Source organism: Brachyspira sp. G79, assembly GCF_002379365.1.
GTDB lineage: Bacteria > Spirochaetota > Brachyspiria > Brachyspirales > Brachyspiraceae > Brachyspira.
Window position 1 is genome coordinate 49,671 of sequence record NZ_JQIU01000008.1, and the last position, 13,826, is coordinate 63,496.

11 protein-coding genes are annotated in these 13,826 nt (G+C 28.5%); 5 read left to right on the forward strand and 6 right to left on the reverse strand.

The window, feature by feature from the left end:
• Window positions 1–40: 40 nt before the first annotated feature.
• The 5 genes from KQ44_RS01950 to KQ44_RS01970 form a co-directional block, all read right to left on the reverse strand.
• Window positions 41–1,045, reverse strand: a complete 1,005-nt coding sequence (locus KQ44_RS01950; protein WP_096736004.1) for an ABC transporter substrate-binding protein — start codon at window positions 1,043–1,045, stop codon at window positions 41–43.
• A gap of 160 nt (window positions 1,046–1,205) precedes the next feature.
• On the reverse strand, window positions 1,206–2,207 hold the full coding sequence (locus KQ44_RS01955) for an ABC transporter substrate-binding protein (RefSeq protein WP_096736005.1): 1,002 nt from the start codon (window positions 2,205–2,207) through the stop codon (window positions 1,206–1,208).
• Between the two features lie 81 nt (window positions 2,208–2,288).
• On the reverse strand, window positions 2,289–3,074 hold the full coding sequence (locus tag KQ44_RS01960) for an ABC transporter ATP-binding protein (protein ID WP_096737771.1): 786 nt from the start codon (window positions 3,072–3,074) through the stop codon (window positions 2,289–2,291).
• A 29-nt stretch (window positions 3,075–3,103) separates the two neighbouring features.
• Window positions 3,104–3,874, reverse strand: coding sequence for an ABC transporter permease (locus KQ44_RS01965; protein WP_096736006.1), 771 nt, complete (start codon window positions 3,872–3,874; stop codon window positions 3,104–3,106).
• A gap of 151 nt (window positions 3,875–4,025) precedes the next feature.
• Entirely contained in the window at window positions 4,026–5,114 is a 1,089-nt protein-coding gene (locus tag KQ44_RS01970; RefSeq protein ID WP_096736007.1) for a hypothetical protein, read from the reverse strand.
• A gap of 239 nt (window positions 5,115–5,353) precedes the next feature.
• Here KQ44_RS01970 and KQ44_RS01975 point away from each other — a divergent pair, with 239 nt between their 5' ends.
• Window positions 5,354–6,283: a tyrosine-type recombinase/integrase gene (locus KQ44_RS01975; RefSeq protein ID WP_096736008.1), complete on the forward strand. Its 930-nt coding sequence runs from the start codon at window positions 5,354–5,356 to the stop codon at window positions 6,281–6,283.
• 39 nt (window positions 6,284–6,322) lie between these two features.
• On the opposite strand, the gene KQ44_RS01980 is transcribed toward KQ44_RS01975, so the two are convergent.
• Window positions 6,323–6,994 carry a PAS domain-containing protein gene (locus KQ44_RS01980; protein ID WP_096736009.1) on the reverse strand — a complete coding sequence of 224 codons (672 nt, stop codon included), beginning with the start codon at window positions 6,992–6,994 and terminating at the stop codon, window positions 6,323–6,325.
• A 151-nt stretch (window positions 6,995–7,145) separates the two neighbouring features.
• On the opposite strand from KQ44_RS01980, the gene KQ44_RS01985 reads away from it, so the two are divergent.
• From KQ44_RS01985 to KQ44_RS02000, 4 genes are all read left to right on the forward strand, one after another.
• A complete protein-coding gene (locus tag KQ44_RS01985) occupies window positions 7,146–8,546 on the forward strand; it encodes a hypothetical protein (protein ID WP_096736010.1) in 1,401 nt (466 codons plus the stop codon).
• A gap of 13 nt (window positions 8,547–8,559) precedes the next feature.
• Entirely contained in the window at window positions 8,560–9,060 is a 501-nt protein-coding gene (locus tag KQ44_RS01990) for a hypothetical protein (RefSeq protein WP_096736011.1), read from the forward strand.
• Between the two features lie 110 nt (window positions 9,061–9,170).
• A complete protein-coding gene (locus tag KQ44_RS01995) occupies window positions 9,171–11,771 on the forward strand; it encodes an ABC transporter substrate-binding protein (protein WP_096736012.1) in 2,601 nt (866 codons plus the stop codon).
• A 98-nt stretch (window positions 11,772–11,869) separates the two neighbouring features.
• Window positions 11,870–13,780 carry an ankyrin repeat domain-containing protein gene (locus KQ44_RS02000; RefSeq protein ID WP_096736013.1) on the forward strand — a complete coding sequence of 637 codons (1,911 nt, stop codon included), beginning with the start codon at window positions 11,870–11,872 and terminating at the stop codon, window positions 13,778–13,780.
• Window positions 13,781–13,826 lie beyond the last annotated feature (46 nt).

Sequence of the window (13,826 nt, forward strand, 5' to 3'; positions counted from 1 at the left end):
TACACACCGCTTAATATTTAATAATACTTTAATAAATTAACTATTTATTAAATATATTATCATTCATATATTTTATTTGTACATAGTTATTAATATCAACCGAATTTGTAATAGCTTTAGTATAAATAAATATATTTTGCTGCGATTTGTACCATTTAGAAGCTGTGCCGTCAATATATGCATTTTGTATATCATCTCCGGAAAGCCATACAGCAGTTTCTTTTTCTAAATTTACAGCATTAGTATCAGTGTTATTTTGTTTGGCAACTATTGCAACAGCTTCATCCATATTTTGAGTTCTATAATTCATAGCTTTAAGTATCGCCCTTGAAAATCTGTTAACTATGTCTGGATTATTAGCCTGATATTCAGGAGTAACTATCCAGCTGCTTGGGAAAGCACCAGCATCAGAATAATCAATTGTATTTACAATAGTTTTTGCTTCATCTCCAAGATTTTTTAATACGTTAAAAGTATAAGGAGCCTGCACTGCAGCAGCATCAATTGTTTTATTTAACATTGAAGATACTATAGTAGGTCCGTCCATATTAACAATATTTAATTCATTTTGGTTTATTCCTAATGTTTTAAGTGCCAAATTTAAGAGAATTTCTGAAGAAGTTCCAAATTGTGTACCTACTGTTTTGCCTCTTAAATCAGAAATAGTATTTATCTGAGACTCCGCTCTTGCAATAATTTGTTCAGATTTGCTTAAACTATTTGGAAACAATACATTAACTTTTCCTTTTATAGCTAAAGTATGTGCTCCATGACCAATATATGCAAACTCTAAATTGTTTAAAAGCATAGCATCAATCTCAGAAGGTCCATCTAAAAATCTTATTAATGACACATTTAAATTTTCCTCTTCAAAAAATCCTTTCTCCAAGGCTATTGCCGCAGCGGAAGTACCTGAAAAATCAGGCATATATCCTACTCTTATTCTAGCTATTTTTTTTACATCAGGCTCTTTACTACCTCCATTAGCACATGATATTAATAGCACTGCTAGTAATGTTAATAATACAATTTTCTTATTATACATAATTACATATCCTTTATTTTTAATAAAAATTATTTTACTAGTATAATACCAGCACTGGATATTATACTATATTTTTTATTAATTACAAAGAAATACATATGTAAATATAAAAAATACTGCAATTTATTTTAAATTATTTCTAAATAGTAATATTTTTCATTTATTTAAGCACATTATCATTAATGTATTTTATTTGTACATAATTATTAACATCTACTTCATCTGTAACAACACCAGAGTTTATAAATATTTTCTGCTGAGCTTCATACCATTTTGCTGCCTCTCCGTCAGAATACGCTTTTTTTACATCATCAGAAGTAAGCCATATAGCAGTTTCTTCTTCTAATGCCACAGAATCAATAGGAGTTCCATTCAATTTAGCAACTATTTCAATAGCTTCTTGCATATTAGCAGATCTGTAATCCATAGCTTTAAGTATAGCTTTAGTAAATCTATTAACTATATCAGGATTATCTTTTTGATATTCTGGAGTAACTATCCAGCTGCTAGGAAATACTGCTTCATCTAAATAGTTTGTGATAGACGCTATGATAGATACTTCATCACCAAGCTGTTTAGATATTTCAAAAGTATAAGGAGCCCATACAGATACAGCATCAACTTTTTTACCAACCATAGAAGATACTATACCGCTTACATCCATATTTACAACATTAACATCATCTTTTGTAATTCCAGCCTTTCTCAAAGCTATATCAAGTACTATGTCTCCTGAAGTTCCAAGCTGAGTACCTACAGTTTTTCCTTTTAATCCTGCTACATCATTAACATTAGCCCATTTTCCTACTATAATTTGTTCTGACTTTCCTAAACCATTAGGAATTAATACATTAACTTTGCCTTGAATAGCTAGTGAGTGTGCACCATGTCCAATGTATGCAAATTGTATATCTTTGGAAAGCATAGCAGCAATTTCAGAAGGACCATTTAAAAATTTTACTAATTCTACATCTAAATTTTCTTCTTTAAAAAAACCTTTTTCCTGAGCTATAGCAGCAGCTGATGTTCCTGCAAAATCTGCTAAATATGCCACTCTTATTTTGTCAGCAGATGATGAACCTTCGGAAGAAGTTTTATTTCCTCCGCAAGATACAACAAAAGCCATTATAAATATGAATAATATTACTCTTATCTTTTTCATATTATCTCCTTTTTTTATTTTTATTTATTTTAATTATATATTTATAATAATTAAATTAAAAGCATTTATTTTATACATAAATTATTTTTTGGCTTCTAAATATTCCTGATATACCAACTGCCAAAGCTCATTTTTTATATCATTAAACTCTTTAGATAATTTTGTTTCTGGAACTCTAGGGTAGGGTATAGGCACTTCAACTATTGCTTTTATTCTGCCTGGACGCGGACTCATTATAACAACTCTTTGAGCTAAAAATACAGCCTCATCAACATCATGCGTAATAAAGAAGCATGTTTTTTTTTCATTATCCCAAGTATTTAATAATTCAGTTTGAAGCTGAGCTCTTGTTTGTGCATCCAAAGCTCCGAATGGTTCGTCCATAAGAAGTATATTAGGATTAACAGCATATGCTCTTGCTATAGCTACACGCTGTTTCATACCGCCTGATAATTCTTTAGGATATGAGTTTTTAAAATCTATTAGCCCTACAGCTTTTAAATAATGATCTACTATTTTATTTATTTCGTCTTTTGATTTTTTTTGAAGTTCTAATCCAAAAGCAACATTTTTTGCAACAGTAAGCCAAGGAAATAAAGCATACTGCTGAAATACAACGCCTCTGTCAACACCAGTACCTTCTATTGCCTTACCGTCTATTTCTATAGTTCCTGAATTTGGAGTGTCAAGTCCTGCAAGTATATTGAGCAATGTACTTTTTCCGCAGCCTGAAGAGCCTATAACACATACAAATTCGTTTTTATAAATATCCAAATTAACATTATCTAAAGCATGAACATCTTTGTTTGTGCCTTTATATATTTTGCTTACATTAGAAATTTTTACTTTGACTTCTTTGTTCATCATCATATTATAATCTCTTAATTATATTTTATTTATCTTTTCTTTTTTTCCTGCCATACTGTCAATTTGTTTTCTATAATACTTACTATTAAGTTTAATACTAGTCCTGTAATACCAATAAGTATTATACCAAGCATGACAATATCCATTCTAAAATAAAGACTTGCCTCCTGTATCATCTGTCCCAAACCAGCATTTGAACCAGTAAGTTCTGCTGCTATAAGTGTAGTAAGCGAAGCTCCAAGTCCTAAACGCATACCTACTAATATATAAGGTACAGATGCAGGTATTACTACTTTTAAAAATATATCTTTATCTTTAGCTCCAAGTACTCTTGCTGCCTTTATCAAAGTAGGGTCTACTTCTTTTACTCCTTGATAAACAGTGATAATCATAACTAAAAAAGTAGATATAAATATGACAGTAATCTTAGCACTTTCTCCTACCCCTTGTGCAACAACAACTAGGGGTATATATGCTAATGCTGGTATATTTCTTAAAAATTGAATTATTGGTTCTATTAAAAGCTGTATAGGCTGGTACCAGCCCATTAAAAATGCTATAGGTATAGAAACTATAAAAGCCAAAGCAAAACCTGATAATACTCTGAATAAACTTATTGCTATATGATGCAGTAATTTTCCATTAGTTATTTCTTTAATAAATGAGCTAAAAACATCTGCAGGGCTTGCTATAACAGCACCTGCATCAGATGATGAAACAAACTGCCATATTAATAATGCTATTATGATGGAAAGGGCAGTAAATATGTATTTTTTATTTCCCATAGGTTTGCTGTTCATCTTCTTTCCTTTTGATTAAATTATATTAATTAATCTATTAATGCTGTAATTATTTTTACAGTCTTAATTAAAAAGTATTATTATAATATTAGGCTGATAATTAATTTTTAATCATCAACCTAATATTGTTAATAAAACTTTTTTCAAAAACTTATTTTAAAATGTTTTCTATTTCAGCATTACTCAAGAAATTCATTACCAAAGGCTGAGATTTATTATCCTGTGATTGCTGCCAAGTGGCATACATTCCGTCTTTAGTTCTAAGCACATCAACATATCTTGAGCAGCCTGTACCATACGGGCTTACAAATAAAGGAAGCTCTTTGCTTATTCTTTCTATATGGGCAAATGATCCGTTTTCTATATATGCAACTCCGCCAAGTTCTTCGCATGAATATCCTCTAGGTCTTTTTACAGCTTTTTCATGTTCATCTAAATTTCTTACGCATTCTCCTCCGTCATAGAAAAATAGACTTATTCTTTTGTTTTTTAATACTCCAACCTGCGGCATATCTATAACACATGTTCCCCTTGTCATGGCAATATCCCAAGTGTGCCCTTTTTCAAAGAAATAAAATACTGGTGCTTCAAAATTAAGTTTTTCTCCTCTTCTTATCATATATCCAGTATTAGAACTAGTCCAATTATAAGGGTGGGTACAGAACAATAAATATTTTTCTCCATTATAACTGTCATAAATGAAAGGATCTTTCAAATGTATAAATCTTGAATCTTCTCCTTTTATAAGTTCTTTTACATTGGAAGCACTTAAATTTTCTATTTTATCAGCTACTATTACATCAATATCCCATACACCTGTACCTGGTTTTAAAAAATCTTTAAGATGATCTGGGTATTTATTTTCCGATTTTTCTGAAGATATATAAAGTTCAACTTCATTATCTCTGTTAAATCTTAAAGCAGTTCCTTCAATAGATAAAACACCTCTAGGAAGTTCCTTTTTTAATATACTTTTAATTTTTGTCCAAGTATTTCCTTTATCTGAGGATTTAAATATGGCTAATTCTGCTCCTCTGTCTCCTAAATCAAGTCCAGTTCTAGAATCACCAGAGTTTCTGTATCTTCCTGATATATATAGATTACCTTCTTTATCCTCTATCATATTACCGCCGCCGAACCAATATCCAGTTTCAGGGGTTACTGGAACTATGATTTTAGCTTTTTTCTCGTCTATTAGTTTGAGTGAAAACTCCATTAGCTTTTTTTCTAATTCTGTCATTATTAAATTACCTTATTATTTTTTATTTATATTAATTAGTATAGTAAACTAACTAACCAAAATCAATTATATTTACAATTTTTTTATATAAAATATATACTTTTTTTACATAATAAAAATAAAAAAATATTATCAAGTTAACATACTTCATAAATTTATGATTTGAACTATTCGATAATAGAATAACAGTTAACAACATTTCAAACTAATATATTTTTACTAAAAAATGAGGCTTTATTATGAATATGCATACTGATTATGTTTTTAAAGATGAAAAAGTATATATTTTACTTGATGAGTTCAGCGATTATTTACAGACTTTAAATTTTGCTGCTCATACTATAAATAGTTATAATAAAGATTTAAAAGAATATTTTAATTTTTTAGAAAGTAAAAATATTTTACTAGATAATGCTGATCATTATAGTGTAAGAGATTATTTAACATTTTTAAAATCTAAATCTTTAACTAATTCCACTATGTCAAGACACCTTTCTTCTATAAAGAAATTTTATAAATACTTAATAAGAAACGGATTGTCTGATAAAACTAGAATAGTTGATATGAAAAGTCCTAAGAGAGAGGAGCATATAGCCAAATTTTTATCGTTAGAGGATATAGACAGAATATTAGCTATAGATGATGATGGTGATTTTACTCTTTTAAGAGATAAAATGATGGCATTATTTATGTATGCTATAGGATTAAGGGTTTCAGAACTAGCTTCACTAAGACTTAGTATGATAAAAAAAGGTGATGAAACATTGAGAATATGCGGAAAAGGTTCTAAAGTAAGAGATATTCCTGTTCTTCCAATAGTTTATGAAAATTGGGATATATATATGGAAAAAAGAAGAATGATACAAAAAGAATATTCTCAAAATAATGACTATTTATTTATAAACAGGTTCGGAAAACCAATAAGCGACAGAAGCATAAGAACATCTATGAAACGCTTAATTAGGAATGCAAATATATCCATAGATTTTTCTCCTCATACATTAAGACATACTTTTGCAACTCATCTTCTTAATAATGATGCTGAAATTAGAGGTGTTCAGGAATTATTAGGGCATGAAACTATAGCAACTACTCAAAGGTATACTCATGTTAGTAATTCAAGATTATTTGAAGTGTATAATAAATTTCACCCTCATTCTAATAATTAGATTTAAATTATAATAAATTGAATTATAATAAATTATATTTTATTTGTTATCGATTTTTTTTATTCTTTTTATGCTTCTAAGATGAAGATATACTGTATGGTGAGATATATTTAGATAATTTGCAACTATCTGAACCGATTCTTTAAACTCAAATATTCCTTGATTAAATAATTTTCTTATAATTGTTTTATTATAAACTGACGGACCTACTTCATCTTTATCTATTCCAGTAATAACTTTCTTTATGGCATCTAAAATTATTTCTTCAGATTTATTGTTTTTATTTTCTTTTATTTCAGTATTGCTAGCAGCATGTTCTGGAATAAATATTTTTAGAGTATTAATCAAAGAAATATCATAATTCCAATTTATCATCATAAGCCCTATTGGTATTTTATTAGAATTTTTTATTAAAGTATAATTTATTTTCGAGTATTCACCAGTTACATTTTCTATAAAGTTATTTTTATAATCATTATTTTTATCTAAAAGTTCATTCAGTACACTTTTATCTCTTTCCGATAAATAATCTCCTATTTTCTTATTTGATAAATGACCATTAACAATATGTATTATTGAATGCTGTTTATTTTCAAAGGAGTATAGTATTAATTCTGCATTTTCACCTAAGTACTTTCCAAGAGATTGAGATATAGTCCTGTAAGAATCTAGTATAGCAAAATCCTCTTGAGTATATCTGTATTCGTCCATTTATATATTTAGCTCCTTCATAATATACTACTTATTTAATAATATAATAATTTTTTTTCTTTTTACAAATTTTTTTAATAAAATGTTTGTTTTATTGTTATTATATGTATATAATAACAAATTATTATGTTATTATTAAGCAGGTAATTATATGGAAATAAATTTAGATAATTATGCTTTGATATCATTAGATAAACTCAAAGATTATAAAGATTTAATACAAAAGGATAAAATAGAGATTATTTCTAAAAATGAATATGGTATTGTAAATGCACTTCCTTACAATAAAGTTGATTTCTTATTTAGTGAGGATTGTCAAAATAATATTTTATTTAATAAATCAGAGTATTATATATATAAGTCATATCTAGAGATGATAGAATTTTTTGTAAATCCAAATTCTTTAAATAGTAAAGATTACTTTTATTCTATTTTTACAAGCTGTAAAGATCCGATAGAAAGTGTTAGAACAGTTCAGGAGAAAATGCTCGAAGAGATATTTTCTATGAATTATTTTAGAAGGATAGAAAATATTAAAGAGCTTATATTAAAATTAGAGATAGAAGAAAATAGAGATAAATTTACATGTAAAGCCGCTGAAATAGTAGGGGAACTATTAATAAAATTAGGATTAATGCAGAGAATAAATGTTATTGGAAATATATCTGATAATGAATTATTTGATTCTAATAATTTTAATATCAATTATGAAGAACTTTTAAGAAGTGTATCAGAAAGTGTTTTTGTACTTCTTAATAAACCATATGAAAAAAATGATATGTTTACAAATACTATAGGATTTACTGGATGTAATATAATAGATCATAGCAACAGACTATTTATAAATATTATAGAATATATGATATTTTATAATAAAAATATTAACATGGGTATACTTTCAAAAATAAGAGCTAAGTGGAAAAATGAGTATATGCAGTATTATGATAAAATATCTAAAAAAAATAGATTTATTAAAGATACAAGTAAATTAGATAATATATTTAAATTGGGTATAAGACAGTTTGATTATATTGAAATTGTTAATATGGCTATTGCAGCACTTCTTCATGATATTACATTGACAGAAATTATTAATTATTTACCTGTAGAAAGTAGTAATAATGAGCTTTACTCTCATGCTATTAAGTCATATAATTATCTTAAATATTCTATATCTAATAATCAGGATGTTAATTTAGCTGTAGGGCTTCATCATGAATATTACGGATATGGTTATGGCTTTGCAATTACATTATGTGAGGCTATGAGAGCAAAGAGACCTAATTTTGAATATCAGTATTTAATTACTTTTGATTCTAAAGATATACTTAATTTTACTGCTTCTGTGTATTATCCAGTAAAGATTTTAGAGGTGTTAGATTTATATGATTTTCTAAAATATAAAAGAGATATATGTTTTAATGAAATTGATACAGATAATGATATTTTAAATTATATGTATGATAATTTCTTAAAAGATGAAGTAAAGATTGATTATATATTATTTTCTATATTTAAAAATTATTTATTAGAAATGAAGACTTTTGATTAAGGTTTATTATATTATGATAAGAATATTTATTAGTTTAATTACTTGTGCTTTTTTATTTACTGTATCATGTTCAAACTCTGAAAATAAAAAGACGCAAAATAATAATGTATCAGAAAGCGTTTTAGATTATATGCAGATGGATTCTCCTAATTCATTTGTTCCTTTAGGGATAAAAATTTCAGCTCCTGAAAATAGTTTAAATGCAAAGTATTTTATAATAAATAAAGATATTGCAGAGATTGATTTTGATTATATGGATAATTCCTATATATATAGAGCTTCTAAAAATTCTAATAGTCTGTTATCGTTTTACGGCGATTATACAAACAGCGGAAAAAATTTTATAGAAGGCGATATAAATGTTGAATATAATATTTCTTCAAACGCTGAGAAGTTTACTTTATGGAGAGTTGATGATATTTATTATGTTCTCTCTTCAAAAGCAGAAGATGATACTGATTTGATAAATCTTTCATCAGAGTATATAAAGAGAATTCATTTTAATAAAAATTGATTTCTATAAAACCCAACATACGTAATTTTTCTTAATAATCAAATTATATTGACATTTATTATTTATGCTATTATTATATATTATGTTAATTTGTATAATGAGGCTTTATAATGAAATTAAATAATAAAATTTTTTATATATTAATAATATTATCAATTATAATTTTGTCATGTTCAAATAATAAAGAAGAGATTGAACAAAAAGAAATAGAAAGAGGCGGAGCATTAATAGATAAAATAATATATGAAGTAAGAACGGATATGACAATAGCAATTAAAGATGTAGCAGATGGTAGAGCAGACTTAATGGCTAGCGGAATAGATGGGGCTACTTATTTGTCATTAGGTGAAAATGATTTAGAGAAACTCGATACTTATGCAGTTCCTTCAGGTTCTTGGTCTTTGCTTTTTAACCCAGTACCAAATAAAGCCCCATATACAGTTACTACTAGAGACGGCAAAACTTATTTTAATCCTCTAGCTATAAAAGAAGTAAGATTTGCCATGAATTTTTTGATTGACAGAAAAAAGTTAGTTGATGAAATTTTAAGAGGAGCAGGGGAGCCTTCTTTTACTCAGGCTACACCAGGGCAGCCTGGTACTTACAGATATAATCTTATACCTTCAAAAATGGGTATGACAGCAAATGGTAATGAAGAGAAAGCAATTAATGATATAAATAAAGCTATGGAAAAAGCTGCTAATTTACCAGAAAACAGAGGAAAATTAGTAAAAGAAAATGGCTGGTGGAAATATAATGGTGAAATAGTAACTATTAAATTTGTTATAAGAGTTGATGACCCCACAGGAAGACTTCCAGCTGGTAATGCGATATCCGATTTGATAGAAAAAACAGGTATAAAAGTAGAAAAGTTATTATATGATAGAAATAAATCTACACAAGTGGTATATGGTTCAGACCCAAAAGATTATGAATGGAATATTATAACTGAGGCTTGGGGAGCAGGTGCAACAAGAGCTTGGTGGGACGTTACATTAAGACAGATGTATGTAAGAGAAGGAAATTATATGCCTGGTGGTAACATTTCTGAGTTTTGGAATTATGATAATAAAGAGGCTTCAAGGATAAGCGATAAAAATTCAAATGGCTGGTTTTTGACTGCTGATGAATATTGGAATGGTAATATGCGTTTGCAGGAAATAGGACTTGAAGATGCTGTAAGAATATATTTGAACTCACAGACCCAGTTTTTTGTGGCTAATAAAGAAAGATTCAATAGAAGAATGCTTTACGGGGTAGGAGACGGAGTTAATGACTGGTCTATAAGAAGTGCCGATATAAAGCCCAACCGTAACGGAGAAAAAGTATTAAGAGTTCTTCAGCATTCTGCTCAAGGTTCATTATTTATAAGTCCTTGGGACCCTGTGGGTGTGGGAGGTTTTTCTGATGCTTATTCTTCAATAATGATAGGTCCTTGTTCTGATGCAGGTGCTACTTTTGAATCACCTTCTACTGCAAAGACAGAGTTTATACTTGGAGAGGCTGATACTAATAGTTTAGAAATAGGAGTGAGGGCTGGAAATAACGGCATACCAGTAGGTACTATAAAAGTTCCGCAGAATGCTAAAATGTATAACCCTTATACTCAGAAATGGGAAGAGGGGCTTACTGTAAAAGTTGATGAAAATGGGGAGCTAGTTTATCAAAAGTCTGATAACCTCACTGCCTATGTGAAATGCGATTTTAAGCCTAGAAATTTCAAATGGCATCATGGTATAGAATCTTCTTTAGTTGATTTGATGTATGGAAGCGTATTTATAGCTAATGTTATCACAAAAACTAATGAAAATGATAAATATTATGATTCTGCTATGGCTGGAAGATATCTTTCAGCTATGGACGGAGCTGTTGGAAGCATTATAAATGAAGACGGAAGTTTTACTCTTTATGGAAATTATTATTGGCCTATGGATATGGACAGACAAATTGCTGTTGCTGCTGTTAGTCCTAAAATAGGAAACCCAAACAGAAATACTGTTATTCCTTTTGAGATAAATGAGGCTATAATGAAAATTGTACTTGAAGGCTCTAAATCTGGAAATGTTTATACCATATCGCAGGATCAGTCTTTAACTCCTATAGATGTAAAAAATCCTACATGTGTATCAGATATAAAAGAAAAATTAATTGAGATGAGAGACAGTGAATACATACCTGCTGGCATAGAAGATTTTATAACAAAAGAAGAGGCGGTAAAAAGATATCAGGCTGCTATTGACTTTATAGAAAAATACGGACATGCATATATATCAAACGGACCTTTCTTTATATCAAAAATAGATTCAAAAGCAAATTATATAGAGTTAACTGCTTTTAAAGATTATAGTTATACTGCTGAATATTGGATTGAAAGATTATCAACTAAAATGAGCAGAATAGAAGATATTGAAATGCCTGCTATAGCAAGTAAGAATAATGATATTAATATGTATATTTATGTTTCTTCGTACAATTACCCAGATAATGCTTTAGAGCTTCCAGACCCCAATACTACTGTGAAAGTTCTTATTCAGTTACAAAACGGAGGAGAAAGGGAGTATAAGGCTATTCTACAGGACGATGTATTTAAACTTACTATACCAAAAGAAGATTTATCATCTCTTCCTAATGGTAATTATATAGCTGTGATAGAATCATATATTGCTGATGAAACTCCTTATATAGAAACTAGAAGTTTTATACTGCAATAATACTATATAGATATTTTTATTTTATACTCTTTTAATTTATTAAAAATATGTTATTATATTTTTCAAAATTTATTTTTATTTAATATGGAGGTTAGTTTATGGAAAATTTTAATAATAATGATTCAAATAATAATAATTTAATTAATGGTGAAGCAAATAATAATAATGCTATAGAAAGAGTAAATAAATCTAAAGAAGCAGAAGAAAATAAAAAATATATATTCAAAGTTGCAGTTGTGGCAATTGCAATTGTTTTTGTACTTTTTGTTGGTGCGGGTATCATTGTAGGTTTGTTCTTATTTATAAAGGGCAAGTCTGATATGGAGAAAATGGTTAGAAACTATGAAATATATAGCGAAGAGATATATAATAAAAAATACGGCGATAGAGTTGTAAAAGAAATGGTTAATAATCATGCTGCTGATGTTAATGAAACAGACAGCGATAATCAAACTCCTTTATATCATGCTGTACAAAATAATAATATCAAAGCTGTTAAGTTTTTATTAGAGAATAAAGCTGATACAGAAATAGGCAATGATTCAGGAATTAGCCCTTTGTTACTTGCTGTAAGCAATAATAATACAAAAATAGCTGAACTTCTTATAAAAGAAGGAAAAGCTAATGTATACGGTTCTTATGCTGGCAAGTATTTAGATCATTATCCTATATATTATGCGGTTTCTCATACTAATAAAACTATGATAAAACTTCTTTTAGATAATTCATTTGATTTAAAAAGAGAGCCTTCTCTTTTAGGTTATGCAATTGAGAATAGTGATGAGAGTATAGTACGTTATTTAATAGACAATGGAGCAGATATTAATTATAAAAGTGCTGACGGAACTACTGTGCTTTATAATGCTGTTTTATCTCTTAATCCAGCCTTAGTTGATTATTTCTTATCAAAAGGTGCTAAAATAGAGGATGCTGGCGAAAGCGGTATATACGGAAATATAATAATGGCAGCAGCTGGTTCTAAATTTAATAATACTAGCTCATCTCCTGTTGATTTAGTATCAGTTCAGCAGAAATCAGCAGACAGTGCCAAAATAATGGAGAAAATAATTACAAATATAAATAAAGGCGTATTAAACAGACTTGTTAATGGAAAAAATGCATTAATAATAGCAAGTGGTAATTCATATATAGATACAGTTAAAGTGCTTCTTACAAATGGAGCAGATGTAAACTCTTCAGACAATGACGGATGGACTTCTTTGATGTATGCTGCAAATAATGGAGATATTGAACTTGCTAAAGTGTTAATAGAAAATAAAGCCAATGTTAATGCTGTAAGCTATGAAGAGAAAACTCCTCTTTTATATGCTATGAATAGTCCTATAGAATCAAGCAGAACTGATATGATAAAACTTTTAATAGAAAACAAAGCAAATATCAATATAGAAGACAGTAATGGGCTTAGTCCTTTAACTATTGCCGTTATGAATAATGATGTTGAGCTTACAAAATTATTAATAGCAAATAAAGCTAATCTTTCTATAGTGACAAAAGATGGTGAAAGCCTAATTGAATATGCTATAAATAATGATAATGTTGATTTGCTTCAGGTATTAGTGGAAGCTGGTGCTGATATAAATTATGCTGGAATATCAAGCTACACGCCTTTGATGATAGCAGCAAAAAGCGGAGCAGAAAATATTACTAGAATATTATTAACTCAGAACGCAGATTTAAATGCAGTTGATAAATACGGAGATACTGCTTTGCATATAGCTTCAGAGTATTCTAACCTTCCTATTGTTAGAATGCTATTAGAGAAAAAACCAAATCTTAATATACAAAATCAGAATGGAGATACTCCTTTGCATAAAGCGGCAACTTCTGGAAATGTTGATATAGTAAGTGAATTAGTATTATCAGGTGCTGATGTTATGGTCAGAAACAACAGAGGAAAATACCCTATAGATATAGCAAGAGATAATAATAACAGTGCTATATTTGAGATATTGAGAGAAGCTGAAGAAAAACAGAATTCAACTTTATAAATATAATAACTAATAAAGTATTATATAAATTATACCGTTAATAATA

Bases quoted from the DNA above. Each gene is read 5' to 3' on its own strand.
- KQ44_RS01970 (WP_096736007.1), bottom strand. From the start codon at position 5,114: ATGACAGAATTAGAAAAAAAGCTAATGGAGTTTTCACTCAAACTAATA.
- KQ44_RS01990 (WP_096736011.1), top strand. From the start codon at position 8,560: ATGATAAGAATATTTATTAGTTTAATTACTTGTGCTTTTTTATTTACT.
- KQ44_RS01985 (WP_096736010.1), top strand. From the start codon at position 7,146: ATGGAAATAAATTTAGATAATTATGCTTTGATATCATTAGATAAACTC.
- KQ44_RS01980 (WP_096736009.1), bottom strand. From the start codon at position 6,994: ATGGACGAATACAGATATACTCAAGAGGATTTTGCTATACTAGATTCT.
- KQ44_RS01950 (WP_096736004.1), bottom strand. From the start codon at position 1,045: ATGTATAATAAGAAAATTGTATTATTAACATTACTAGCAGTGCTATTA.
- KQ44_RS01995 (WP_096736012.1), top strand. From the start codon at position 9,171: ATGAAATTAAATAATAAAATTTTTTATATATTAATAATATTATCAATT.
- KQ44_RS01955 (WP_096736005.1), bottom strand. From the start codon at position 2,207: ATGAAAAAGATAAGAGTAATATTATTCATATTTATAATGGCTTTTGTT.
- KQ44_RS01975 (WP_096736008.1), top strand. From the start codon at position 5,354: ATGAATATGCATACTGATTATGTTTTTAAAGATGAAAAAGTATATATT.
- KQ44_RS02000 (WP_096736013.1), top strand. From the start codon at position 11,870: ATGGAAAATTTTAATAATAATGATTCAAATAATAATAATTTAATTAAT.
- KQ44_RS01965 (WP_096736006.1), bottom strand. From the start codon at position 3,874: ATGAACAGCAAACCTATGGGAAATAAAAAATACATATTTACTGCCCTT.
- KQ44_RS01960 (WP_096737771.1), bottom strand. From the start codon at position 3,074: ATGATGAACAAAGAAGTCAAAGTAAAAATTTCTAATGTAAGCAAAATA.